The 25,284-nt window shown below is 61.5% G+C and carries 19 protein-coding genes; 12 read left to right on the top strand and 7 right to left on the bottom strand.

Annotated features, from left to right (window positions below):
- Positions 1-4: 4 nt before the first annotated feature.
- On the bottom strand, positions 5-1,246 hold the full coding sequence (locus ACTFPK_RS01535) for a phospholipase D-like domain-containing protein (RefSeq protein ID WP_274735502.1): 1,242 nt from the start codon (positions 1,244-1,246) through the stop codon (positions 5-7).
- A gap of 55 nt (positions 1,247-1,301) precedes the next feature.
- Between ACTFPK_RS01535 and gatC the strand changes: the two genes are divergently transcribed.
- The 6 genes from gatC (at position 1,302) to ACTFPK_RS01565 (ending at position 7,679) form a co-directional block, all read left to right on the top strand.
- Positions 1,302-1,598, top strand: coding sequence for an Asp-tRNA(Asn)/Glu-tRNA(Gln) amidotransferase subunit GatC (gatC, locus tag ACTFPK_RS01540; RefSeq protein WP_126135415.1), 297 nt, complete (start codon positions 1,302-1,304; stop codon positions 1,596-1,598).
- Positions 1,599-3,128 (top strand): Asp-tRNA(Asn)/Glu-tRNA(Gln) amidotransferase subunit GatA, encoded by a 1,530-nt coding sequence (gatA, locus tag ACTFPK_RS01545; protein ID WP_274735501.1) that lies wholly within the window; start codon positions 1,599-1,601, stop codon positions 3,126-3,128.
- 3 nt (positions 3,129-3,131) lie between these two features.
- Positions 3,132-4,631, top strand: coding sequence for an Asp-tRNA(Asn)/Glu-tRNA(Gln) amidotransferase subunit GatB (gatB, locus tag ACTFPK_RS01550; protein ID WP_274735500.1), 1,500 nt, complete (start codon positions 3,132-3,134; stop codon positions 4,629-4,631).
- 52 nt (positions 4,632-4,683) lie between these two features.
- The gene (locus ACTFPK_RS01555) at positions 4,684-5,949 is read left to right on the top strand and encodes an NAD(P)-dependent malic enzyme (protein WP_274735499.1); all 1,266 of its coding nucleotides are present in this window, start codon (positions 4,684-4,686) and stop codon (positions 5,947-5,949) included.
- A gap of 190 nt (positions 5,950-6,139) precedes the next feature.
- A complete protein-coding gene (locus tag ACTFPK_RS01560; protein ID WP_439910936.1) occupies positions 6,140-6,751 on the top strand; it encodes a hypothetical protein in 612 nt (203 codons plus the stop codon).
- Positions 6,752-6,962: 211 nt separating this feature from the next.
- Entirely contained in the window at positions 6,963-7,679 is a 717-nt protein-coding gene (locus tag ACTFPK_RS01565; protein ID WP_320756011.1) for a YczE/YyaS/YitT family protein, read from the top strand.
- 48 nt (positions 7,680-7,727) lie between these two features.
- Here the strand turns inward: ACTFPK_RS01565 and ACTFPK_RS01570 are convergent, their stop codons facing one another.
- From ACTFPK_RS01570 to ACTFPK_RS01585, 4 genes are all read right to left on the bottom strand, one after another.
- Positions 7,728-8,756 (bottom strand): glycosyltransferase family 1 protein, encoded by a 1,029-nt coding sequence (locus tag ACTFPK_RS01570; RefSeq protein ID WP_439910937.1) that lies wholly within the window; start codon positions 8,754-8,756, stop codon positions 7,728-7,730.
- A complete protein-coding gene (locus ACTFPK_RS01575) occupies positions 8,753-11,350 on the bottom strand; it encodes a sodium-translocating pyrophosphatase (protein ID WP_439910938.1) in 2,598 nt (865 codons plus the stop codon). The genes ACTFPK_RS01570 and ACTFPK_RS01575 overlap by 4 nt, the downstream gene beginning before the upstream one ends.
- A gap of 940 nt (positions 11,351-12,290) precedes the next feature.
- Positions 12,291-12,488 carry a YbdD/YjiX family protein gene (locus ACTFPK_RS01580; protein WP_435733080.1) on the bottom strand — a complete coding sequence of 66 codons (198 nt, stop codon included), beginning with the start codon at positions 12,486-12,488 and terminating at the stop codon, positions 12,291-12,293.
- Between the two features lie 12 nt (positions 12,489-12,500).
- Positions 12,501-14,963, bottom strand: a complete 2,463-nt coding sequence (locus tag ACTFPK_RS01585; protein ID WP_435733079.1) for a carbon starvation CstA family protein — start codon at positions 14,961-14,963, stop codon at positions 12,501-12,503.
- Between the two features lie 540 nt (positions 14,964-15,503).
- On the opposite strand from ACTFPK_RS01585, the gene nrdD reads away from it, so the two are divergent.
- The 5 genes from nrdD to tal all read left to right on the top strand — a co-directional run bounded on the left by nrdD (position 15,504) and on the right by tal (position 21,371).
- Positions 15,504-17,663, top strand: coding sequence for an anaerobic ribonucleoside-triphosphate reductase (gene nrdD, locus ACTFPK_RS01590; RefSeq protein WP_435733078.1), 2,160 nt, complete (start codon positions 15,504-15,506; stop codon positions 17,661-17,663).
- A 161-nt stretch (positions 17,664-17,824) separates the two neighbouring features.
- Positions 17,825-18,454 (top strand): anaerobic ribonucleoside-triphosphate reductase activating protein, encoded by a 630-nt coding sequence (gene nrdG / locus ACTFPK_RS01595; protein ID WP_320757343.1) that lies wholly within the window; start codon positions 17,825-17,827, stop codon positions 18,452-18,454.
- 1 nt (position 18,455) lies between these two features.
- Entirely contained in the window at positions 18,456-19,787 is a 1,332-nt protein-coding gene (locus tag ACTFPK_RS01600; RefSeq protein ID WP_439910939.1) for an OFA family MFS transporter, read from the top strand.
- Between the two features lie 36 nt (positions 19,788-19,823).
- Positions 19,824-20,234: an OsmC family protein gene (locus ACTFPK_RS01605; protein ID WP_439910940.1), complete on the top strand. Its 411-nt coding sequence runs from the start codon at positions 19,824-19,826 to the stop codon at positions 20,232-20,234.
- A 36-nt stretch (positions 20,235-20,270) separates the two neighbouring features.
- The gene (gene tal, locus ACTFPK_RS01610) at positions 20,271-21,371 is read left to right on the top strand and encodes a transaldolase (protein ID WP_439910941.1); all 1,101 of its coding nucleotides are present in this window, start codon (positions 20,271-20,273) and stop codon (positions 21,369-21,371) included.
- Between the two features lie 25 nt (positions 21,372-21,396).
- Here the strand turns inward: tal and ACTFPK_RS01615 are convergent, their stop codons facing one another.
- Both ACTFPK_RS01615 and ACTFPK_RS01620 read right to left on the bottom strand, forming a co-directional pair.
- The gene (locus tag ACTFPK_RS01615) at positions 21,397-23,037 is read right to left on the bottom strand and encodes a glycoside hydrolase family 32 protein (RefSeq protein ID WP_439910942.1); all 1,641 of its coding nucleotides are present in this window, start codon (positions 23,035-23,037) and stop codon (positions 21,397-21,399) included.
- Positions 23,038-23,086: 49 nt separating this feature from the next.
- On the bottom strand, positions 23,087-24,124 hold the full coding sequence (locus ACTFPK_RS01620; protein WP_439910943.1) for a hypothetical protein: 1,038 nt from the start codon (positions 24,122-24,124) through the stop codon (positions 23,087-23,089).
- 216 nt (positions 24,125-24,340) lie between these two features.
- On the opposite strand from ACTFPK_RS01620, the gene ACTFPK_RS01625 reads away from it, so the two are divergent.
- Positions 24,341-25,282 carry a nucleoside hydrolase gene (locus ACTFPK_RS01625; RefSeq protein WP_439910945.1) on the top strand — a complete coding sequence of 314 codons (942 nt, stop codon included), beginning with the start codon at positions 24,341-24,343 and terminating at the stop codon, positions 25,280-25,282.
- Positions 25,283-25,284: the final 2 nt, after the last annotated feature.

Genomic DNA, 25,284 nt, shown 5'->3' on the forward strand with positions numbered 1-25,284 from the left:
GCCGTTACAGCAGCGGCGCCAGCGGAGCCATCACCTTTTCTGTTACCCGCGCCAGCGCACCGCGCTTATCCCATTCCTCCAGGGTGAGCTCGCGGGTATTGCGCAGGTCGAATTCAAAAATCTTCTCCATGACGGCCGCGAAACCGGCGTCGTGAATCGACATATTAATTTCGAAATTCCCCCGCAGGGAGAGTCGGTCAATATTCGCGGTGCCCACGGTGGACCAGGTGGAATCCATCGTCATGGTTTTCGCGTGAATCATGGCGTCCTGGTAGAGGAAAATACGCACCCCGGCACGCAGCAGCCGCTCGTAATGCGGCCGCCCCACCCAGTCCGTATAAATATGATTGGAGTACTGCGGGATAAGAATCCGCACGTCCACCCCGCGTTCGGCCGCGTTGGTCAGTGCATCGAGCATGGGCGCATCGGGAATGAAATAGCCCATGGTGATCCAAGCCCGCTGCGAAGAGCGCGCCAGCGCATCTAAATACAGCGAAGAAATAGGATAAGTATTATGCGCGGGGGAATTTGTGACCGCCCGCATGCGCGAATCCCAATGGTGGGTGAGCGCGCGGCGGAGGGTGGGATGGTCGCGTTTACGGTAGGCATTCCACATGTCCACAAAAGCCACGTCCAGCTCCCATACCGCGGGTCCCTCCACACGCAGGTGGGTATCGCGCCATTCGGTCACGTACAGGCCGCCGATATTGTAGCCGCCCACGTAGCCGACCCGCCCGTCCACGGTCAGGATCTTGCGGTGATCGCGCCCCTTGTCGCGCGAACGCCCGGTGAGGATACCGGTGCGCACCAGCGGGAAATTCATCCAGTGCAGGTTCGCGATGCGCGGCGGGTGCCGGAAGGAGGGCGGTTGGTTGAGATTGCCCCAGGTGTCCAGCAGTACGTGCACCTGCACCCCGCGGTGGGCCGCGGCGATGAGCGCATCGCGAAAACGGTGCCCAACATGGTCCGCCTTGACAATAAACCACTCGAAATAAATATGATCCCGCGCATTATTAATATCAGCGAGCATGGCGCGGTACACATCCGCAGCACCCGTATAGAGCATCGCGTGGTCGCGCCCGACCTGCACCTCTTGCGGGGGCAGGTGCGGATAAGAATTGACCGGTGGGGTGCGGCGCTTGCGCATTTCATCTACAACGACGACGGCGCCCGCGGCGGCCAGCGGCGCCGCGGCCGCGAGCATGCCCGCAGTGCGCAGCACTCGGCGCGAAGTCCACTCAGTCATAGCGCCAATTGTAGACGGTGCGCCATCGCGCGGTGCAACCGCGTAGACTTGAGCCATGTCGTCATTTTCTAAGGAAGAGGTAGCGCGCCTAGCGGACCTGTCCCGCATCGCCCTGACGGATGCCGAGGCCGAAAAAATGGCCGGTGAACTTTCCGTCATCGAGGATGCAGTGAAAGCGGTATCCGAAGTTGTTACGCCGGATATTCCCTTTACCTACAATCCGCTCCCGCTGGCCAATGTCAAACGCCCCGATGTTCCGGGGGAAACTCTTGATCGTGAGGAAGTCCTCGCCGCGGCCCCGGCCGCCGAAGAAGGTAAGTTCCTCGTCCCGCGCATTATGGGGGAGGAATAAATGAATAGCTTGTTGCTGAAATCTGCCGCGGAACTCTCCGCGCTGCTGCGCGCGGGGGCCATCACCTCCGTCGAACTCACCACCGCCTGCTTGGATCGCATTGAGGCGCTCAACCCCAAGGTCAATGCTTTCCTCTACGTGGATCGGGAAGGCGCCCTGGAGGTTGCCCGCGGGGTGGATGCCGCCCGCGCGGAAGGCGTGGAACTCCACCCGCTTGCCGGTATTCCCATCGCGGTGAAGGACAATATTTGCACCCGCGGGATTCCCACCACCGCGGCCTCGAAAATCTTGGCCGGGTGGCGCCCGCCGTACGATGCGAGCGTCGTCGTAAAAATTAAAGAAGCCCGGCTCCCTATCGTGGGCAAGACCAATATGGACGAATTCGCGATGGGTTCCTCCACGGAACATTCCGCTTTCGGACCCTCGCGCAACCCCTGGGATCTGGATCGAATCCCGGGTGGTTCGGGTGGCGGCAGCGCCGCGGCCGTCGGTGCCTTCATGGTGCCGCTCGCCCTCGGTTCTGATACCGGCGGCTCGATCCGCCAGCCTGCCGCGGTAACCGGAACGGTGGGTGCCAAGCCCACCTACGGGGCGGTTTCGCGCTTCGGCCTCATCGCTATGGCGTCCTCGCTGGACCAGATCGGGCCGGTGACCCGCACCGTGGAAGATGCCGCGCTGCTCCAGGAGCTGCTCAGCGGGCACGATCCCCACGATTCCACCTCGCTTCCCGAAACTCCTTCCGGCCTGGTGGCGGCCTGCCACGGCGAAGCCGGGAGCTGGGAAGGTGCTGGCGCGGATCCGGAGCGGCCGCTCGCGGGCCTCAAGGTGGGCCTCGTGGAAGAAATGCACGGGGAAGGCTACGCGCCCGGCGTGCTTGAAGCTTTCGAAAACGCGGTGGCGCGCATGCGCGAACTCGGCGCGGAAACGGTGGAGCTTTCCTGCCCCAGTTTCCACTACTCGCTGGCCGCCTACTATCTCATTATGCCCGCCGAAGTCTCCTCCAACCTGGCCCGTTTTGACGGGATGCGCTACGGCCTGCGGGTGGAACCCGAAGAGGGGCCGGTCACCGCGGAAACCGTGATGCGCGCTACCCGCGCGGCCGGTTTCGGTGAGGAAGTCAAGCGGCGCATTATTTTGGGCACCCACGTGCTCTCCGCCGGAAACTTCGATGCGTTCTACGGCGCGGCGCTGCGGGTCCGCACCCTGGTGCAGCGTGACTTGGAGCAGGCTTTCTCCCGGTGTCACGTGATCGTTTCGCCCACGTCGCCCACGGTGGCTTTCCCCTTCGGCTCGAAAACGAACGATCCGCTGGCCATGTACCTCAACGACATCGCCACCATTCCCGCCAACCTGGCTGGAATCCCGGGTATTTCGCTGCCGGCCGGGCTTTCGGAAGGGCTCCCGGTAGGCTTGCAGATTCTCAGCCCGGCCCGGGCCGATGCCCTCATGTACCGGGTGGCCGCGGCCATCGATACTGCGCTTGGACACAACGTCCCCGCTGCCTGCCCCGCGCGGGATTGGGAGGAATAAAGCATGGATGAACTCATGAATTACGAGGACGCCGTCGCGCGTTTCGACCCGGTGATCGGGTTGGAAGTACACGTCGAACTGTCCACACAAACCAAGATTTTCGACGCCGCCCCGGTGGCTTTCGGTGCCGAACCCAATACCGATGTGCAGCCGGTTTCCCTCGGGCTTCCCGGTTCGCTCCCGGTGGTCAATGAGGCGGCGGTGGAATACGCGGTGAAGCTGGGCCTGGCCCTCAATTCCCGCATTAACGAGCTCTCGCGTTTCGAACGTAAGAACTACTTCTACCCGGATCTGCCCAAGGCCTACCAGATCACCCAGAACGCCCAGCCGATTATCCTGGGCGGCTATCTGGATATTGAGCTGGCGGACGGCACGCCCTACCGTTTCCCCATTGAACACGCGCATCTGGAAGAAGATGCCGGGAAGAACACCCACGTGGGTGGGGCGGATGGGCGCCTGCAGGGGGCGCGCTACTCGCTGGTGGATTACAACCGTTCCGGCGTGCCGCTCATTGAGATCGTTTCCGACCCGGCTACCGGGGTGGGGAAGAACGCCCCGGAGATCGCCGGCGCCTACGTGCGCGGGATCCGTGAACTGGTGCGGGCGCTCGGCATTTCCGAGGGGCGGATGGAGCGCGGAAATATTCGCGCGGATGTCAATGTCTCCCTGCGGGAAAGCCCGGATGCTCCTTTCGGTACCCGTACCGAAACGAAGAATGTCAATTCCTTCCGCGGTATTGAAAACACCATTCGCTACGAGATTTCCCGCCAGGCGGCGATCTTGGCTGCCGGTGGCACGATCCTCCAGGAAACGCGCCATTACAAGGAAGAAATCCAGGGCACCATCGCCGGGCGCGTGAAGTCCGACGCGGATGACTACCGCTACTTCCCTGAACCGGATTTGGTCCCGGTGATCTGCACTCCGGATTACGTGGAGAAGGTGCGTGCGGGGCTGCCCGAATTGCCGGCCGCGAAGCGCGCCCGCATTACCGAGGAATGGGAACTTTCCCCGGAGGAATTGCGCGATCTTATTAACGCTGGCGCGGTGGATCTGGTAGACGCCACTGTGCGGGCCGGGGCAACGCCCGCCGGAGCCCGCAAGTGGTGGATGGGCGATATCGCCCGCTACGCCAAGGATAACGACGTCGAACTCGAGGATGCACCCATTACTCCGGCCGCGGTGGCCGAGCTGGACGGACTCATCCAGAGCGGGCGCCTCAATGACAAACTGGGGCGCCAGGCGCTGGCGGGAGTCCTCGCCGGGGAAGGCAGCCCGGAGGAAGTTGTTGCCGCACGTAACCTGGAGATCGTTTCCGATAGCGGGGCCCTGGAGAAGGCCGTGGATGAGGCACTGGCTGCTAATCCCGACGTCGTCGAAAAAATTCGCGGTGGAAAGGTGCAGGCTGCCGGTGCAATTATCGGTGCCGTGATGAAGGCGACCCACGGTAAGGCCGACGCCGGTGCCGTGCGCGCTCTCATTATGGAGCGTGCCGGCGCGCAGTAGTACCCGGTGGTATGCCGGTAAGGGCCCGAAATATCTCATGAAGGAGGCGCAGGTGGCGCGAACACAAGCAGGTACGGACGGACTGTCGGAACCGGGCGGAGCCGCGCGAGCTAACGGAGCCGCGCGCACTGGAGGCGCTGCACGAACTGACGGAGCCGCGCAGTTCGCGCCCCCGCCCTCCGAACGTGAGATTTTCGCGGCCCACGAAGGTGGAAAACTCGAAACTCACGCGACCGCCGCTATCAACAACCGGGAAGACCTGGCTCGGGTATATACGCCCGGGGTGGCGCGAGTGTGCGAAGCAATTCACGCCGAACCGGAACTGGCCCGCCGCTACACGGTGAAATCCAATACCGTGGCGGTAGTGACAGACGGAACTGCGGTGCTCGGCCTGGGCGATATCGGGCCGCTCGCTTCTCTTCCCGTGATGGAAGGCAAGGCCGCGCTTTTCAAGCGTTTCGCCGGGGTGGACGCCTGGCCGGTACCCCTAGATACCACGGATACCGAGGAAATCATCGCTGCGGTACGAGCCATCGCGCCCGCGTATGCCGGTATCAATCTGGAAGATATCTCCGCCCCGCGCTGCTTCGAGATCGAGAAACGCCTGCGTGCGGAACTTGATATCCCAGTCTTCCACGACGATCAACACGGCACCGCGGTTGTGGTGCTGGCCGCCCTCATGACGGCACTACGCGTAGTGGGGAAGCGGCCGTCCGACGCGCGCGTCGTGGTATGCGGAATCGGTGCCGCTGGCACCGCGATTATCCGCTTGCTCCTCGAATACGGGGTGCGGGATATCGTTGCCGTGGACCGCTCCGGAACGCTCGGGCCGTTCCGGAGCGAAACCAACCCGGGGCATGCCTGGGTTGCGGCCCGCACCAATCCCCGCCAGATCGACGGCGATGTGCGTGGGGCTCTGCGCGGTGCGAATGTTTTTATTGGCGTTTCCGGCCCGAATATTCTCGACGGCGCAGCTCTGGACACCATGGCTGATAACGCCATCGTTTTCGCCCTGGCCAATCCCACCCCGGAAATTGCCCCCGAAATAGCGCGCGAACACGCCGCGGTGGTAGCAACCGGCCGTTCGGATTACCCCAACCAGATCAATAACGTGCTGGCTTTCCCGGGGATATTCCGCGGTTTACTCGATGCGCATGCCACGGAAGTTAGCGACGCGATGCTGCTGGCCGCAGCGCAGGCCCTTGCTGATCTGGTGGGGGAGGATGCTCATCCGGATTACATCATCGTTTCCGCTTTTGACGAGCGCGCGGCAGCTGCCGTGGCGCAGGCGGTTCGCGAAAGTGTAGAGGAGTCCTAGGAGTCTCCATCGAGGCTATCGAGATGTAGTTTTCCCTGGTTTTGTTTGGTTTTTTGGGGTGTTTGGGTGGGGTGTGGTGGGTGTCTCGTTGGTGTGGTTTGTGTTTTGGGTGGTGGGCTTGTAAGCTTCTGATCCGAACGGTAAGCCTGGTAACACTGATCCGCTCAACCCTGACTCGGATGGCGATGGTGTGAATGACGGTGATGAAGTTACCGGCAAGCACAACAACGGTAAGCCGACCAACCCGAACAAGGCCGATACCGATGGTGACGGCGTGACGGATGGGGATGAGAAGAAGGACGGAACTGATCCGAACAACCCGGACACCGACGGTGATGGACTCACTGATGGTGACGAGAAGAAGATCGGTACTGATCCGAAGAATCCGGATACTGATGGTGATGGTATCAATGACGGTGATGAGGTCAATGGCACCAAGAACCCGTTCAAGGACGATAAGTCTGATCCGAACGGTAAGCCTGGTAACACTGATCCGCTCAACCCTGACTCGGATGGCGATGGTGTGAATGACGGTGACGAAGTTACCGGCAAGCACAACAACGGCAAGCCGACCAACCCGAACAAGGCCGATACCGACGGTGACGGCATCAACGACGGTGACGAAATCAAGAACGGCACCGATCCGTTGGATCCGAACGATCCGGGTAAGCCGGCACCGAAGCCCAAGAAGGTCAAGAAGACTCTTCAGGTAACTGGTGCGACGAGCGTTGGTCTTGCTGGCACTGCGGCACTTCTGTTGCTTGCTGGCGGGCTCGCGGTGACGCGGCGCCGTAAGGCATAGCTGCTGAACTAATCGAATAGTACAAGCGAGGGGCTGGTAGAGAATCCTCTGGAGGGATTCTCTACCAGCCCATCCTTGACGGTTGAAGCCGAGTTCACCATTACGAAAGCGACCTCCGCCACGGCCCAGGAAATGCCCGCCCGCATGCACTACGCTGGTGATGCCGCGGTGTGGCACGGCGGCTTCCCTGAGATCGAAAAGGTAGCTCGTCATGTTTGAGACACTGTGCTGCGCCCGCGAATGGACGTTGCGCCCGGGTAGCCTGCTGCGGCGCTCGCTGGTCTGCCTCATCGGCGTGATCCTCACCGCCGTCGGTATCACGGTGGCCCTCAAAGGCCACGCCGGCGTGGATCCCTTCACCGCCCTTCTCCAGGGCGTCAGCCACATCACCGGCCTGTCCTTCTCCTGGGTGGTCCCGGTGGTCAACATCGCCCTCATCGCCCTTATTTTCCCCTTTGATCACAAAGTCCTCGGGCTGGGCACCGTTCTCAACTTCACCCTGGTCGGCGTGCTCGTCACCAGCTTCACCGGCATCCTCGACTCCATCTACGTTTTCACGTATTCAATCCCCGGGATGCTTGCTCACCTCGCCATCGGCCTGGTGATTTTTGCGTTGGGGCTCTCCCTCTACATCACCCCGGATATCGGCCAGGGCGCCGCCGACTGCATCGTCCCCGTCCTCCTGCGCCGCTTCCCGGGCCACTCCTACCGCACCTTCCGTGTGGCCCAGGACTTCATCGTGGTCCTCATCGCCCTCGTGCTGTTCCGCTTCGATCTGAGCAGCGGCGTCATCGGCATTGGCACCGCGATTATGGCGCTGGGAATTGGCGTCGTCGTCGATTTCTTCAACCGCACCGTCGCGTACCGTCTTGTTGGTACGACGGCGTCCTACACGGCACGCCCCGCCCCCGCTATCACCGAGGAATAAGGTGCGGGGGCGGGGCTGCGGCGCCGTCGTTAATTCTGTTCGCAACCGCTACCCGAACCACCTCCGCACCGCGGCCACGATTTCCCGATCAAAGGCATCATCGGAGTGATGCGCCGCGATCCACTCACGGAAACTCCCTCCGCAGGCAACATCCAGATCCGCCCGGCACTGCGCGGTGCGGGTGAGAATCCGGGTGAGCATAGCCGCCGCTGCCGCCGTATCCCCGTCCGGGTAGAAGAAGGGATAATTCTCCGGCAGGAGCGCGCGTGCCCAGGCCACATCCGGAAACACCCCGAGCGCCCCGGCCCCCAGCGCCTCCACGTAAGACAGCCCGTAGGATTCTTCCGTGGCGGTGGCCAGGAAGGCCGTGGTATGCGCGAGGGCTTCATAATACGAGGTGCGGGTGTCCGTGAGTGGCCCCACGTGCATCCACGGCAAGCGCGAATACGTCATCGCCTTCTCGGACACCAGGTGTGCTTCGTGTAGGCGCATCTCCACCGTGAGGGGAATAAACTCCTGCACCCTTGTCAGCACGTCCATAAAGAAATCGGGGCGTTTGCGCGGGGACAGGTAGATCGCCGGATAGAGCACCACCGGAACTTCCGGTTCGCGCCGCTCCTGCACGTGGTCGAGGCGGAAACCGAGATTCACCCAGCCGAGCTTGAGCCGCCCCGCCAGCGGGGGCACCGTCCACTTATTGACCATCTCGCGGATTTCCCCGGCGGTGCGCTCCGAATTCGCGAAAGTGGGGAAGAGCGCGCAGGAAAGTGCCACCGGGGCGATCTCTTCCGCGCTTTCCAGGGTGGACACCGGCAGCCACACAAAATTCATAAGGCGCGGGGCGGCGTGGCCAGCCTTGCGCAGGCGTTCCCACAGGGCTGGAGTGTCATGCACATCCATGGTGATAACCACCGTATCCGGGGCAAGATCTTCCGCGGGTACTGCCCTCGGATCAAGAACCGCGGCACCCGGGAAAATACGCAGAAGGCGACGCAGCAGGGTGGCACCGGCATCCTGGCCGGCGATATTTCCTTCCGGGCTGATCTGGGCGCCGGACCAATGCACGGCAATATTCATGCCAGGACTCCTTTCTCGGGTTCGGATCCGGTCTCAAACCGAGATTGCGGTTCGAGTGCCGGCTCGGATTCAGGCGAAGATTCAGGCAAGGGCTCATCCAGCAGCGGATCCTCCGTGGAGGCCTGGATTCGCATGCTGTAGAAGGAACGGTAAATAAAGACAAGCGCGAGTGCCCCGAAGCACACCGCCAGGCCGGTGACCACCGCGGTGAGATTCTGGGCGTTGAGACTCACGGCCAGCTCCACGGCGAGCAGCCCGAAGAGTGTCGTGAATTTAATAATCGGGTTGAGAGCCACCGAGGAGGTGTCCTTGAAAGGATCGCCCACGGTATCGCCCACGATGGTGGCATCGTGGAGTGCGGTGCCTTTCGCGTGCAGATCCACCTCCACGATCTTCTTTGCATTGTCCCAGGCCCCGCCCGCATTCGCCATATAAATAGCCTGGTAGAGGCCGAAAATAGCAATGGAGATGAGGTAGCCAATAAAGAAGTACGGCTCGATAAAAGCGAAGGAGAGGGTAGCGAAGAAAACCGCTAGGAAAATCGTGAGCATTCCCTGCTGCGCGTACTGGGTACAAATTTCGACGACGCGCCGCGAGTCATCATGGGAAGCCCGCTCCGCATTCTTATCCAGATGGATGGAATCCTTGATGAACTCCACCGCCCGGTACGCTCCCGTGGTCACCGCTTGCATGGACGCCCCGGAGAACCAGAAGATCACCGCGCCTCCGCTAATAATCCCCAGCAGGAACGGGGCGTGCATAAGAGACAGCATCTCGATCCCGCTGGTCAGCCCACCGGTCAGCCCGATAATAATGGAGAAAATCATCGTGGTGGCACCCACCACCGCGGTGCCGATCAGCACCGGCTTCGCGGTCGCCTTGAAAGTATTGCCGGCGCCGTCGTTCTCCTCCAGCATGAGCTTGGCACGATCCCACTGCGGGGCGAAACCAAAACCGGAACGAATATCGGCATCGATATCCGGAAGCGCTTCAATGCGGGAGAGCTCGTAGACCGACTGGGCATTATCGGTGACCGGACCGTAGGAATCCACCGCGATAGTGACCGGGCCCATGCCCAGGAAACCAAAAGCCACCAGCCCGAAAGCGAAAACAGCCGGCGCCAGCATGAACTCACCGAGCGTGGCATCCGCGATCACGAAAGCCCCGGCCATAAGCCCCACGATGGTGATACCCAGCCAGAAAGCGGAGAAATTACCGGCCACTACACCGGACAGAATATTGAGGGATGCTCCGCCCTGGCGCGAACTTTTCACCACTTCACGCACGTGCCGCGAGGTCGTGGACGTGAAGACTTTCACCAGCTCCGGGATGAGCGCCCCCGCGAGAGTCCCGCAGGTCACGATAGTGGCGAGTGCGAGCCACAGTGCGCCGTCGTGCCCACCCAAAACGAGCCAGGAGATCCCATACACGCAAGCAATGCAGAAAATCGAGGTGAGCCACACGAGTGAACTCAGCGGTTTTTCGAAATTGAGGGTGGTGACGCTGGCGTAGCGGGTAGCAGCCAGGCGCGCATTGAGCCCGTAGGCCAGCGCCGAGGCAATAATCATGGCCACCCGCACCGTGAACACCCACACCAGCAGAGTGGCTTGCAAGGCTGGATCATGCACGGCCAGCACAATAAAGGTCACCAGCGCCACCCCGGTCACGCCGTAGGTTTCGAAACCGTCAGCGGAAGGCCCCACGGAATCCCCGGCATTATCGCCCACGCAGTCGGCGATGACACCCGGGTTACGCGGATCGTCCTCATCAATTTTGAAAACGATTTTCATCAGGTCGGAGCCGATATCGGCAATTTTCGTAAAAATACCACCGGCGATCCGCAGCGCTGAAGCGCCCAGCGATTCCCCGATGGCAAAGCCAATAAAGCAGGCCCCGGCCACATCCGCGGGCAGGAACAGCAAAATGACGAGCATCATGAGCAGTTCCAGGGAAATGAGCACCATCCCGATGGACATCCCCGAACGCAGCGGCACCTGGTGCAGCGGGAGGGGCCGCCCGCGCAGCGACGCGAAAGCTGTGCGCGCATTGGCCAGGGTATTCACGCGAATCCCGAACCACGCCACCGCGTAGGACCCTCCCATACCCAGCAGCGAGAACGCCACCACGATCGCGAGCTTGCCCCAGGTGAAACCAACGAGGAACTTGTAGTAGACCACGATAACCGCGGTAATAAAGGCCCAGAGCACCAGCAGGAACCGCCCCTGTTTAACCAGGTAGGCCTTGCAGGTTTCGTAAATCAGGTCCGCGACCTCGGCCATGGCCCGATGCACCGGAAGTTTGCGTAGATTCATATACGTGATGAGCCCGAAGCACAGCCCCAGCACGCATACCCCCACTCCGATGAGGAGCAGCAGCCGGCCGGAGACCCCGCCCACCGCGCTCACACCCGAGAGATCGGGCAGTACTATATTTGCTTCACCTCCGTGCGCAGTTGCCTCACCGGCGGGCGCGCTCGCGGAAGCGGCGCACGAACCTAGGGCAACGGGAGCCAGCGTGAGCGCCCCGAGCAGGGGGAGCAGCCGGCGTGGACGCGAGGTGTTCTTGTGTGTGGATACAGAAAAACAACGTCCCATAATTACCTCGACATAAAATGATGAGGCTCCTTTGCCTCTCTTTTATCCTAGGCCGGCTGAGTCACCAGTTTTTGGGACCAGGTACGACGACGCCGCTGCCGCGCGCGCACCACCGTGGCCGCGCAGGGGCGGGTTGGCCGGCGCGCCTAGGCCCGAGGTCCCGCGATGGGTGGGTTTTTCAGTGCGGGTAGGGCGCTTTCGCCGCGGGGGCCTTTCGGGGTGGTCGGGTGGGCACTCTGAGCCGGGCGGGCCGGACCGGGCGTTCTGAATCGGGCGGGCCGGACCGGCGAGGCACTATGTGTTTTCAGAGCTGTACTGCAATTGTTGTACATGCGAAGTACACCTTGGGAAAAGTGCCCCGCCCCGCCGCCGCGGAGTTTATGCTCGAAGGGCTCGCGAGGCGGATTGTGGATGTGGATTGCCTGGCGGTGGGGTGAGGCATATCGGTATGCCGGTGTCGCGGGTGGGTGTGGTTGGCGTAGTGGTACTGGAGAACATCGGACCTGACAGAGTGGTACTGCACGACAGAAAAACGGGTACTGGTTGTAGCTCCAGTACCACTTTGTTTGTGATCGTCGCGGGCGCCCTATCGGAGACCGAAAAATGCATCTTCTCGACCTGAGGACGTGTAGAAAGCAACGCTATGACGGTGGGGGCCACAGAAAGCAACGCCGGCGCATGATTTGGAAAACTTAATGTATTTGCTGTTGCATTTTGTGTGGAGCGGAAAAGCGAGACACGTGGAAGTGGGACAAAGCACCGCTCCCCGAACGGCGGACCGAAGTCCGAAGTTCGGGGAGCGGTGTTGATGGCCAGTTTCCAGCCCGTTCCAGCCCGGCGGCGACCGCCAGCCTGCGCATTCGGCCAGCTCAGCGGCTGGCGCGGATCCAGCGCCCGGCGGCGACCGCCAGCCCAGCGCCCAGCGCTCAGCGCTCAGCGCTTAGCAGCAGCCGGTGGAGACATTCTCCTCGTCGAAAGCTGCGCGCTGGCGCCAGAACTCGCGCTTGGCGAGCGGCGGATGATCGGGATGCTCACGGGCGTGCCGAGCTACGTATTTCTCGTAGGCCGATTCGCCGGTGAAGTCCCGCCACAGGCTGCGAGCTCGTGCCGCGAAGGCACGAAGCTGGGTAATGAACATGGGCCTGATCTCCTAGCGCTGGGCGGACTCGGAAGAATCCGAGTCGCTGGCAGAGCCCGCCGTGCCCGGTTGCGCCGTCGTCGTACCAGAACCAACGCCAGCACCCTTACGGTGATCGTAACCGGGAATCAATGCAGGATCGCCCACGGCGGCGTATTCCGCCACCACCTTCTTCTCCAGCTTGGTCGGGAAGAGCTGGGTGGGTGCGTAGAAGTTGGACTCCTGGTAGGGATCCTCGGAAGTCACGTACTTCTTCGCGGCAATCACCCGGATGATCTTGATAATCGCGCAAACCAGCACGAAGGCCACCGTGGCCAGGAAGATCACAGAGAGCCATCCCTGGATGAAGGTGTTACGCACAATCGCGGACTGGATACCGATGGCCTCGGTATCGCCCGCGGCCTGCGCTTTGGCGAGCGCTGCCTTCGCATTGGTGTTTTGGGTGAAGTACCCGATGGCGGCGTCGGAGGAGAAAATCTTCTGCCAGGATGCCGCGAAGGTGACGATCAGGTCGAAGGTTGCGGCAATGCCCGGGATCCAAGCCCATTTCGCCCAGCCCTTATTGACCACCACCACGGTGCACAAAATAAGCGCCAGGGCGGCGATGAGCTGGTTGGCTACGCCGAAGAGCGGGTAGAGGGTTTGGATGCCACCGCGCGGGTCGGTCACGCCCATGAGCAGCAGCGAACCCCAGGCCGCCACCACCACGGCCGTGGTAATCCACGCGCCCACTCGCCAGGAGGGATCCTTGAACTTGGGCAGCACATTGCCCAGGGCGTCGCCCAGCTGGAAGCGGGCCACGCGGGTCACGGCGTCCACGGCGGAAAGAATGAACAGCGCCTCGAACATAATCGCGAAGTGGTACCAGAAGCCCATCATGGCCTGGCCGCCACCTACCTGGTGCAGAATATGGGCGATAGCTACCGCGAGGGTGGGCGCACCACCGGTACGCGAGGTGATGGAGGTTTCCCCAACGTCCTCGGCGACCTTATCGAAGGCTTCCGCTCCCACGTAGGTTTTCTCATTGCCGTTCTCATCCCAGGATTCCCACCGGGCTTCCACCGAATTGCCGTGGGTATCGGTGACCGCGAGGTTTTGCACCGCGGCAGCCGAAAGCTCGGCGCGGTTATCGGTCATCTGCACGATGGCCGTGCCCGCCAGCTTATCGGTGGTGTGCTCGGAGGTATTCATACCGAAGTAGATACCCATATTGAGGGAGGAGGCCGCAGCCAGCGCCATAATTGCCACGAAGGATTCCATGAGCATGCCGCCGTAGCCGATCATGCGGACTTGGGATTCCTTCTGGATCATCTTCGGGGAGGTCCCGGAGGACACCGTTGCGTGCATCCCGGAGAGCGCCCCGCAGGCGATGGTAATGAAGAGGAAGGGGAAGAGTTCCCCGGCGAACACCGGCCCGTCTGTATTCGAGGCGAATTCGGTGACGGCCGGCATTTCCACCAGCGGGCGCACGATGAGGATGCCCAGTGCCAGCACCACAATGGTGCCGACCTTCATGAAGGTGGACAGGTAGTCACGCGGGGTGAGGAGCAGCCATACCGGCAGCACCGCCGCGAAGAAACCGTACACAATCATGCACCACACGAGGGTGGTGGGGGATAGGTGCAGGAAGGCCTGGCCGAAATCGGATTCCGCCACGTAGCGGCCCCCGATAATCGCACCGAGCAGCGCAATGAACCCAACAATAGACACCATCGTGATATTGCCGGGCTGCACGAAACGCAGCCACAGGCCCATACACAGCGCAATGGGGATGGTCATACCGACGGCGAAAACGCCCCAGGGCGAATCGGCCAGCGCGTTCACGCAGATCATGGCGAGCACGGCCAGCACGATCATGAGCATGACGAGGATCATGACCGCGGCCACGGCCCCGCCGATCTTCCCGATTTCGTCCACGGCCATCTGGCCGAGGCTGCGTCCGCCGCGACGCATAGAGAAGAAGAGGACAAGCATGTCCTGGACGGCACCGGCCACGCACACCCCGAAGATAATCCACAGGGTGCCGGGCAGGTAGCCCATCTGGGCGGCCAGTACCGGGCCCACCAGCGGGCCGGCACCGGCGATAGCGGCGAAGTGGTGCCCGTAGAGGACCACGCGGTTCGTCGGGTCGAAGTCGCGTCCGTTATTGATGCGTTCGGCCGGCGTCGCGTTGGAATCGTCGGGCTTCATAATGGTTTTTTGAATAAAGAGCGCGTAGAAGCGGTAGGCGATCATGTAGGTGCAGACCGACGTCACCACGAACCACGCGGTATTAACTTGTTCACCGCGATAGAAGGCGAGCATGTACCAGCCCGCAACACCGAGGGCTGTGACGAGGACCCACACCGCGATGCGCGGCAGCGTCCACTTCGTATGCGGTTTTGTTCCGACCGGAACACCGTGGCGGTTCCGGATAATATATTTTTCCTCTTCCTCAGAATACTGAGGAAGAGCAGTGTCAGCTGGTGCACTCATAGCTGAAACTCCATTTATATGGGCCGGCGCTGTCCGCGTGGACGGCAGCGCTGGCATCTCGAGCGGATCCTCGGTTGAGTACCCGGGTGGCGTACGCCACCACCTCCGATAATAAACGCGTGCAACAGTGTTGCGTTAACTTACGTTCCCATTACCGGCCTTATTGTGAGCTAGACCACTGAAATACCGCTTGTGGTGGTGAAGTACGACGACGCCGCCGGTCGGCCGCGAGTTAGCCGTGGTGGAAGTGGCGGCCTGGAGCCATTTTCTCCCGGATCGCAAGATGTAGGGGTACTAAGCGGGTGACGCCCCTATAGATAGTGGTAAGCTCACTCGGTGGACGCGAAACGCGGCGCCGAAAAAATGTGTTGCACATCATAAACGTGGCGGGCGCGGGGCGAGAGTGGCGCTGCGTCGCCCTTTACGGGGCTAGGCACGGCGCCCGCGGCGCAAAAAACGCACCCGTGTGACAAGCGAAGCACACCGGTGTCATTCTGGCCGACTACTATATGTAGTGTTCGATTTTTACGGAGGCACAAGATGTTGATTGATACCTCAACGACCGCGGGGGTAGTCGTCACCAAGCGTGACGGTCGGTCGGTTAGCTTTGACGCCGGTAAGATCTACCGCGCAATCGCGCTGGCAATGAACAGCCAGGGCATTGACGATTACGCGTTCGTTGAGGAAGCCACCCGCACGGTGATCGATCATCTTGATGCTGCCAAGCTTGACGTTCCCACCATCCAGACGGAAGTGGAAAACGTTCTCATGGCTTCCCGCTACCCGCAGGTAGCGCGCGCCTATATCGAATACCGCCATGATCGCGATACCGCGCGCGAACAGGCCATGGATATTTCGCGCTCCCTGGATAAGCTCATGCAGCGCGATAAGACCGTGGTCAATGAGAACGCGAATAAGGACTCCACTGTTTTTAACACCCAGCGTGATCTGACCGCGGGTGCGGTGGCCAAGGCCTACGCTCTCAAGTACCTGCTGCCCCCGGCGGTAGCCAATGCGCATATTAAGGGCGATATCCACTTCCACGATCTGGATTACAACCCCTTCCAGCCCATGACCAATTGCTGCCTGATCGATATTGAGGGCATGCTGCGTGATGGCTTCCAGATCGGTAATGCTCGGGTGGAATCCCCGCGTTCCATTAACACCGCTACCGCGCAGATCGCCCAGATCATCGCGAATGTGGCTTCCAGCCAGTACGGCGGCTGCTCGGTGGATCGCTGCGATGAAGTGCTCGCCCCCTACGCGGAACTCAATTACGCCAAGCATCTCAAGGATGCCGAGCGCTGGGTTGCCGAAGATAAGCGCGATGAGTACTGCTGGGAAAAGACGAAGAAGGACATCTACGATGCCATGCAGTCCCTGGAGTATGAGATCAATACTCTCTACTCCTCGAACGGGCAGACTCCTTTCGTCACCCTCGGTTTCGGCCTGGGCACCAACCGTTTCGAGCGGGAAATCCAGAAGGCAATCCTGACCATTCGTATTAAAGGCATCGGGGCCGATGGCCATACCGCGATCTTCCCGAAGCTTGTTTTCGGCCTGCGCCGCGGCGTTAACCTCAACCCCGAGGATCCCAATTACGACGTCAAGCAGCTGGCCCTGGAATGCTCCACGAAGCGCATGTATCCGGATGTCCTTTCCTATGACCGTCTCACCGAACTGGAAGGCGATTACAAGGCTCCCATGGGTTGCCGTTCCTTCCTGCCTAAGTGGGTGGATCCGGAAACCGGTGAGGCTGTGAACGCCGGGCGTAATAACCTGGGCGTGGTGACCCTCAACGTTCCGCGTATTGCGCTGCAGGCGCGCGGGGATAAGCAGCGTTTCTGGAAGATCTTCGATGAGCGCATGCAGGTGGTTAAGGAAGCTCTGGTCTACCGTGCCCAGCGTTGCGAGGATGCCACTCCGGAAAACGCCCCCATTCTCTACCGCTACGGTGCCCTGGGTATCCGCGCGGAAGAAGGCGATGAGGACGTCACGAAGTTCTTCCACAACCAGCGTTCTACGCTCTCCATTGGTTACATTGGCCTGTACGAAGCGGCTACCGCTTTCTACGGCCCTAATTGGGAGCACAATTCCGAAGCGAAGGAATTCACCCTGGATGTCGTGCGCCGCTTGAGTGCGTACGCTGACCAGTGGAAGAAGGAGTACCCCTACTGGTTCTCCGTCTACTCCACCCCGGCTGAATCACTGACCAACCGTTTCTGCTCTATGGATCGTGAGCGTTTCGGTGCGGTTCCGGATATCACCGCGAAGGATTACTACACGAATTCCTTCCACTACGATGTGCGCAAGAAGATCACTCCTTTCGAAAAGATTGACTTCGAAGCGCCTTACGCGGAGTACACCAAGGGTGGTTTCATCCACTATTGCGAGTACCCCAAGCTGACCCATAACACCGCGGCTCTGGAAGCGGTATGGGATTACGCTTACGATAAGGTGGCCTATCTGGGCACCAATACTCCGATTGATAAGTGCTACGAATGCGGTTTCAGCGGGGAATTCGATCCCACCGCGGAAGGTTTCAAGTGCCCGAACTGCGGTAATGATGATCCCGACCGGTGCGATGTGGTCAAGCGGACCTGCGGGTACCTCGGTAATCCGGTCAAGCGCCCCATGGTGCACGGCCGGCATGAGGAAATCATTTCCCGCGTTAAGCATATGGACGGTCCCTGCGCCTAAACTCCTGGGTGTCCGGTGCCGCGTGCCGGCGTATCCCAGCGCCTAAGGCCCCGTGCGTCTTAGCTCTTCGCTGGCGCACTCTCGCAAGGCTCCCCGCACTCGGCGAATGTGCCGGGCGCGGGGAGTATTGTGACTTAGGGACTGTGAAAAGGTAAGGAAGAATGCGAGAATTGCGCCTGCTCTCCACACCTCCGGAAGCTCCGGGGGTGCACCAACCCAAGCGTCCCGGCGCGTGGGATGGGAGGCGTTTGTCACGCAGCTACGTTGCGGATTACAAGCCCTTCGTCATGGTGGACGGGGAAGGGGTGCGTTGCGCCATTTACGTTTCCGGCTGCCCCTTCAAATGCCCGGGCTGCTATAACGTGGCGGCCCAGAGTTTTCGCTACGGTACCCCCTACACAGAAGAACTCGAAGAACGCATCCTTGAGGACTGCGCGAAAAGCTACGTGGCCGGAGTGTCCTTCGTGGGCGGGGAACCGTTCCTCAATACTCCGGTTCTACTGCCGTTAGCGAGGCGTTTCCGGGAGCGCTTCGGGAATAGTAAAACAATTTGGAGCTGGAGCGGATACACCTTCGAGCAGCTCCTGGAAGAAACCGAAGATAAGCGCGAACTTCTTTCCCACGTGGACGTGCTGGTGGACGGGCCTTTTATCCAATCCCAGTTCATTCGTGACCTCACGTTCCGCGGCTCGAAGAACCAGCGCATTATCGACGTGCCCGAAACATTTGCCGCCATGCAAGCCGGGTGCGAAGCCCCGGTGCGGCTCTGGAAAAATGGAGATTACGACTAACGTGACTAGCACTCACCCTGCCGCTCAAGAACCCGCGGCCCACCGGTCTGCTGACCAGCACCTAGGGAACCGGGCCCCGGCGGCTCAGCATCCCGCGGCCCAGCCGCCGGCAACGATGCCGCGCCGCAGCCGCGTTCTTATCGGAACACTTCTTGCCATTATGACCACGGGGGCGCTCACCGCCTTCTCTATTTTTGTGCGCCCGCTCGCCGCGAGCCGCGGCTGGGCAGCGCCGGATATTATGCTGGCCTTCGGGCTCGCCTCCCTGGTAGTGCCCTTTATTATGATTGCTTCCGGCACGCTCTTGCGGCGCGGTTACGCGGCCCAGATGATGGCGGTGGGCGGTATCTGCTTCGGGCTGGGACATATCCTGGCAGGTCTGGCACCCACCCTCCCGCTGTTCGTGCTCAGTTACGGGTTGGTCACCGGCGGCGGTCAGGGTCTCTTCTACTCGGCTGCGCTCACTAATACCATGCGTTTCTTCCCCGACCGGCGCGGTATGGTGGCCGGTCTTATCACCGCCGGGATGGGAATCGGCCCCATGATTATCGCCCCGGCCGGCCAGCATCTCATTGCCGGCTACGGCGTGCACAGTGCCCTGGTGATTCTCGGCATCGCTTTTACGGTTATTAACGCCGCCGCGGTCATCTTCCTGGTGCGTCCTTTCCGGGAAGAATACGGGGCCTACCTACCTCGCCCGGCGGGCACCGCCGCAGCCGCCGGACCGCGCGCGAGCCTGAGCCCGCTCCAGATGCTCGCCACCCCCACCTTCTGGCTCATCCTCGCAATTTTCGTCACGGCTGCTTTCGGTGGCATCATGGTGAATGCCAATATGGCGCCGCTCGCTACCAGTATTGGGTTCGACGCCGCAGCCGCGGCTCTCACCGTCTCACTTTTCGCGGTCGCGAACGCGGCCGGGCGGCTAGCCTGGGGCTGGCTTTCCGACCGCATCGGTATTCCGCTGTGCCTGGTGGCGGTGCTCGGCTGCGCAGCCGGTGGGCTTGCGCTTCTTGCGCTATCCGAGCGCGGGGCAACGGTACTCTTCCTTACCGGGGCCATCCTCGTGGCCCTGGCCTTCGGGGGCACCATGAGTCTTTTTGCGCCGCTGACCATGCAAAGCTTCGGGCCACGTCATAACGGAACCAACTACGGCCTCATGTTCCTCGGTTTCTCGCTGGCCGCCGTTGTCGCCCCGCGCTGGGCCGCGGCAAGTGCCGGTGCCCACGGCGGTTCCTTCACCCCGGCCCTGTGGGGTGCTTGCGTACTGGCAGCTGTCGGTCTTTTCTTGGCCGGACTTTTCCGCTGGTGGAAAGCGCGCTCACCACAGCGCTGAGCTTTCCCGTAAAGTGAAAGAAACAAGGAGGTAGCTATGGCTCAGCTCTCTGCCCGGCGTATCGGGCATCTTCATTTCACCGCCGTTAATGATCGCGGTGCTAGCGTGGAAATCGGGAAAGGTCCCGAACAATTCACCCCCGGGGAACTCATGCAACTGGCGGTGGCCGGCTGCCAGGCCCTCAGCGCGGATTCCCGTTTCGAGCAGGCTCTCGGGGAAAACTACCGTGCCACCTTCACGGTGAGTGCGGATGCGGACCGCGAGGATAACCGGTTCACTGCTTTCCACACCGCTCTCGAGGTGGAATTTGCCGATATGCCAGAAGAAGCGCGCGCCGCGCTTTTGGGGCGGGTAGACCGCGCCATTGAGCGGGCTTGCACGGTGGGACGCACTCTTGACCACCCCGTCCCGCATGACCTGGAGATTCGCAACGCTGCGGATAACTAGGATGCCTTCGGGTACCACGGAGAAAGGACAGCAAGGATGAGTACCGCTAGCTTGAGCGATGCCGGAGTGAGTATCTGGCTGGATGACCTATCCCGCGAGCGTATTGCCTCCGGGAATCTCGCTTCCCTTATTGACACCCATACGGTGCGAGGCGTGACCACGAATCCCACAATTTTCGCCGCGGCCCTGCGCAATGGGGAAAGCTACACCGAACAGGTGGCCGCTACTGCGGCGGCCGGCAAGGATGGCGACGAGGCGATTTTTGACATCATCATTAAGGACGTTCAGGACGCCTGCGATATTTTCCGCCCCATTTATGAGGAATCCGGTGGGGAAGACGGGCGTGTTTCCATCGAAGTTTCCCCGGAGTTGGCGCATGACACCTCGGCCACCGTGGCCCAGGCCCGCCAGCTGTGGGACCGGGTGGATCGCCCGAACGCCATGATTAAAATCCCGGCCACTAAGGAAGGCCTACCGGCTATTACCGAAGTGATCGGCCACGGGATCTCCGTGAATGTCACCCTCATCTTCTCCCTGGCGCGCTACGGCGAGGTTGTGGATGCCTACCTCGCCGGCCTGGAAAAGGCCCAGCGTTCCGGGCATGCACTCAGCGATATTCACTCGGTGGCTTCGCTTTTCGTTTCCCGTGTTGATACAGAAGTGGATGCCCGTCTGGAGAAGATCGGTACCGAGGAAGCCTTGGCGCTGCGCGGTAAGGCCGGGGTAGCCAATGCTCGCCTGGTCTACGAAATCTTCGAGAAGAAATTCGCTTCCGAACGTTTCACCGTGCTGGCCGCGGACCACGCGCATGCCCAGCGTCCGCTGTGGGCTTCCACCGGGGTCAAGAACCCGAATTATCCCGATACGCTCTACGTTACCGAGCTGGTGGCTCCCGCAACCGTCAATACCATGCCGGAGAAAACCCTGGAGGCCACCGCGGATCACGCGGAGATCACCGGGGACACGGTGCGGGAGAACTACGGGCAGGCACATCGGGTTTTCGAGGAACTCGCCGCGGTGGGCGTCGATATGGGTGATGTAGCCGCCCAGCTCGAACGCGAAGGCGTGGAGAAGTTCATCGTTTCCTGGAAGGAACTGAGCGAAACGGTCAGCACCGCGCTCGCGGCTGCCCGGTAGAGCTGGCTGCCCGCGTTTATTTCGCTCAGTTCTCCGTTTCGGCTTCCGTTTCTGGCTCAGTCTTGGCCTGGGGGAAAGCATCCATCATCTCCCATACCGAGCCCGCGACCGTGATATCACCCTCCTCAGCCAGGAGGGTGATATGACGTTTGCCCTCCACGAAAGCAAGAGAGGAAAGTACCCGTTCGCCGTTCCCGGCAATCACTTCCACCGATCCGGCATCAACGAGCACCCGGAAGCTCAGCGGGGCTAGCGCAGATTCGCCCGCAGCCGCAGATTCTCCCGCTTTCTTAGCGGCTGTCGCACCGGCAATTTCACCGGCGCGCTCGCCCCAGAGGCGATAGGCAGGTGCCCAGGGGGCAGCCCGGTAACCCAGATTCGCCACCGCAGCGCCGCGGTCCACCCCGATAGTGCCGCTATTGCGATCCACGATGATGCTCACGGAACTGGCATCCGAACCGATGCGCAACCGCAGTCGTTCGCATTCACCCGTGAGTACACTCACGGAAATATCCGCTGCGGTCACATCCCGGGCGATGGTGAGGGGTGCGCTGGCGGCGAGTGCGGCGTCGTCGTTCCACAGACACCGGCCCCGCAAACGCGTGAGGGCAGGGGCGGGCCGTAAGCACAGTTCACCGGACTCGAGATGGACGCTCATTGGTACCGTGAGCTGGCCGGACCAGCGGTCGGCCGCGGAGGCCGGGGCGCGCCCGAAGCTGCCCATCCAGCCGACAAGCGTGCGCTGCCCGGCAATGAGGCAGGTCTGCGGCGCGTAAAAACTGTGCCCCCAATTGAGGGTGCGATAGGGCGCGGTGGGTTCAAAGCTTTCGCCAGGCTCCCAGCTGCCCAACAGGTAGCCGGCGCTATTGACATTGCAATGCGCGAAACCTTCGGGGCGGATGCCCATGGGGGAGAAAATCAGCACCCACGTATCGTCGAGCGGGAAGAAATCGGGGCATTCGAGCATGAAAACCCGCGGATCAGGGTGCCGGTAGAGCACGCATTCGAAGCTCCAGCGCGCCAGATCCGGGGAGGTGTACATCCACACTTCACCGCGGCGGTCGCTGCTTTGCACGCCCACGACCATGCGGTACGTATCGCCGTGGCGCCAGACTTTCGGGTCGCGGAAATCGCGCACGCCTTCCGGGGTGGGGACGACGACGCCTTTCTTCTCAAAGGTCACTCCGTCACGTGAGATCGCCCGGCACTGCGACTGCCCGCAGCTGGCGGGTGGTTCGCTGGCCGAATCGGGATCGCTACCGGCATCTGGCTGCTCAGCAATATTGCGATTCCCGGTGTAGAACACCTCGAGGTGCCCGCAGGGGGCCTGGAGTGCGGAGCCGGAGAAGACGCCGTCGCGGTCGGCTTCCAGGGAGGGAGCCAGGGCGAGGGGGCGGCGCTCCCAGGTGGCGCCGTCGCGCGAAACCACATGGCCCCAGTGCATGGGTCCCCACTCGGTGGAATAGGGGTGGTGCTGGAAGAACACGTGGAGTTCTTCGCCGGTATGGACGAGGCCGTTGGGGTCGTTGATCCAGCCGGCGGGTGCCGCGATATGGAAACGCGGGTACCAGCGCGGATTCACGGCGGCGGCGAGCTGGGCATTCGCGGCCCGGGCTCGGGCCAGCGCCGCATCGTGGTCGGCGGTGAACTCGAAGGAAAGCGACATGGTTATCCCTGCGGGCTAGGAGATGCGAATTGTTTCATCATATCCAGCGTTACGTGCGCAGCACCTGCGTCACTCGCCGGGCGAGCTCGGGCATCTGGTCTGGGCAATAGCGCTGATCGATGGGTAGGGCAAGGATATTCGGCCAGTTGACCGCATGAGTCAGGCGCGGCCAGAAAGCGGGGGTGAAAACTCCGTGGGCGGCAAGGAGTTCGGCACAATGGTGCGGGTTATGTGACGCGGGCCAGCTTGGCGGCAGGGCGTCCAGACGGAGGGCGAGGGCGTAGAGCTCGCTGTTCGTAGCCCCGCGACTTTCTTCCCCATCGCCGAAGAGCGCCCCCTCCGGTACACCTTGGCTCATCAGGGCCGCGCGCAAAGCCCGAGCGTTGGTCCTCCTCCGATCCAGCACTGCCGCGACATCGAGGTGGGCGAGAATATCCCGGGCGGCACCGCTCATCGAGCTCGGGCTGAGAGCGGCATCAATGGCGGCCTCAGCTGCGCCGTCGTTCTCCTCCCCGCGCAATTGCAGCAAGCCGCACCGGGTTACCTCGCGGGCCGCCGCATTATCCGCAGCTGCGGCAGGAAGCGCGGCGCCGAACGCCCAGGCGCCGTCGGGAATCGGAAACCATTTCCGCAAGGACGCTGCGGCATAATGTGCCGGGATCTTTCGCGTCGCGTCACCAAAAGGTGCGTGCGTGAAATCAGCGACGACGACGCCACCGCGGCCCTCCCACCCCTCGAGCACGGCCCGCAACTCGGGAGTGGGCCAGGCGCCGAAAGTGGTGGAGATGAGCACCGCGCAGCGCCGCGGATCGGTGAGGAGTTTGGCAAGGGTGGCCGGATCGGGCACGAGATCCGGGCCAACCTGCACCCAGCGGACCCGGATGCCTTCGAGCTGGAACGGTGTGAGCGCGGTCGCGCACAGGAAGCCCGGCGCGATTACGCGGCGGATACCGCGGGCGGCGAGCGCCTGGGCGATAAGGCTAAGAGCCTGTCGCCCCGATTGCACCAGTATCGCGCCGGGTGGAACCGGGAGCGCGCGCGAAGCGGAGCGGGGCGGGAGTGCGGTGAATTCGCCGCCGAAGATCATTGCGTGTCACCGCGGAAAAGAACTGCCGGAACGGTGATAAAAGGCGCGGTGGGGACAGAGATAACCGCGGCGGAAATTACCATTATTGTCCCTTTCATTAAAGAGCCCGCAGCCGATATTTGTTTCGTATACTCATGATATCCGGCAAGGGTGCCGGGTGGTGATTACGGTCAGCACGAAGGTCGTGACCGAATCTAAGGAGGAACCACAATGAAGATGATTCTGGACCTGGATACAGGTGTTGATGATTGCCTGGCAATCACCTACGCTCTCGGCTCACCGGAAGTCGAATTAATTGGCATTACCGGCACCTACGGGAATGTTCTGCTGGACACCGGCGTGAAAAACGATCTTGACCTTCTTGATCTTTTCGGGCATCCGGAGGTGCCGGTCTATCCGGGGATCCCGCACGCTCGTGAAAAGGACGGTTTTGAGGTCCTTGAGATTTCGGAATTTATTCACGGTAAGAACGGTATCGGGGAAGTTGAGATTCCGGTGTCGAATCGGGTTCCGCAAACCACGCTGGCACCCGAATTTATGGTGGAAGCGGTGCGGGAGTATGGCAGCGACGTCGTTATTGTTGCTACCGGCCCCATGACGAATCTGGCCCGCGCTATTGAACTGGACCCCACATTCAAAGACAATGCCCGCATCGTCATTATGGGCGGGGCGCTCACGGTTCCCGGGAATTGCAATGACGTCATGGAAGCGAATATTTCCCAGGATCCGGAGGCCGCGGATCTGCTCTTCCGCTCAGGTGCTCACGTGACCATGATCGGACTGGATGTCACGCTTCAGACGTTGCTCACCTATGAACATACGCAACAGTGGCGCGATCTTGGCACCCCGGCCGCCACTACTTTGGCAGATATTACGGACTTCTATATCAAGGCCTATGAGACCACCGCCCCGCATCTGGGCGGCTGCGGTCTGCATGATCCTTTGGCCGTTGCCGTGGCTATTGATCCCACGCTGGTCACGCTCTTCCCCTGCAATATCAAGGTTGATCTGCACGAACCGGTGCGTGGGCGCACTATCTGCGATGAGGAACGGCTCAATGATCCGGTCAAGACCGCGGATGTGGCCATCGCGGTGGACGTGGAGCGTTTCCTTTCCGAGTTCATGTCCCGTATCACCTCGCTGTTGAAAGGCATCTGACC

Source organism: Actinotignum sp. UMB0459 (assembly GCF_051905915.1).
Taxonomy (GTDB): domain Bacteria; phylum Actinomycetota; class Actinomycetes; order Actinomycetales; family Actinomycetaceae; genus Actinotignum; species Actinotignum sanguinis.

Coding starts and splice junctions, on each gene's coding strand:
- ACTFPK_RS01535 (WP_274735502.1), bottom strand. CDS start 1,246: ATGACTGAGTGGACTTCGCGCCGAGTGCTGCGCACTGCGGGCATGCTC.
- gatC (WP_126135415.1), top strand. CDS start 1,302: ATGTCGTCATTTTCTAAGGAAGAGGTAGCGCGCCTAGCGGACCTGTCC.
- gatA (WP_274735501.1), top strand. CDS start 1,599: ATGAATAGCTTGTTGCTGAAATCTGCCGCGGAACTCTCCGCGCTGCTG.
- gatB (WP_274735500.1), top strand. CDS start 3,132: ATGGATGAACTCATGAATTACGAGGACGCCGTCGCGCGTTTCGACCCG.
- ACTFPK_RS01565 (WP_320756011.1), top strand. CDS start 6,963: ATGTTTGAGACACTGTGCTGCGCCCGCGAATGGACGTTGCGCCCGGGT.
- ACTFPK_RS01570 (WP_439910937.1), bottom strand. CDS start 8,756: ATGAATATTGCCGTGCATTGGTCCGGCGCCCAGATCAGCCCGGAAGGA.
- ACTFPK_RS01575 (WP_439910938.1), bottom strand. CDS start 11,350: ATGGGACGTTGTTTTTCTGTATCCACACACAAGAACACCTCGCGTCCA.
- ACTFPK_RS01580 (WP_435733080.1), bottom strand. CDS start 12,488: ATGTTCATTACCCAGCTTCGTGCCTTCGCGGCACGAGCTCGCAGCCTG.
- ACTFPK_RS01585 (WP_435733079.1), bottom strand. CDS start 14,963: ATGAGTGCACCAGCTGACACTGCTCTTCCTCAGTATTCTGAGGAAGAG.
- nrdD (WP_435733078.1), top strand. CDS start 15,504: ATGTTGATTGATACCTCAACGACCGCGGGGGTAGTCGTCACCAAGCGT.
- nrdG (WP_320757343.1), top strand. CDS start 17,825: ATGCGAGAATTGCGCCTGCTCTCCACACCTCCGGAAGCTCCGGGGGTG.
- ACTFPK_RS01605 (WP_439910940.1), top strand. CDS start 19,824: ATGGCTCAGCTCTCTGCCCGGCGTATCGGGCATCTTCATTTCACCGCC.
- tal (WP_439910941.1), top strand. CDS start 20,271: ATGAGTACCGCTAGCTTGAGCGATGCCGGAGTGAGTATCTGGCTGGAT.
- ACTFPK_RS01615 (WP_439910942.1), bottom strand. CDS start 23,037: ATGTCGCTTTCCTTCGAGTTCACCGCCGACCACGATGCGGCGCTGGCC.
- ACTFPK_RS01620 (WP_439910943.1), bottom strand. CDS start 24,124: ATGATCTTCGGCGGCGAATTCACCGCACTCCCGCCCCGCTCCGCTTCG.
- ACTFPK_RS01625 (WP_439910945.1), top strand. CDS start 24,341: ATGATTCTGGACCTGGATACAGGTGTTGATGATTGCCTGGCAATCACC.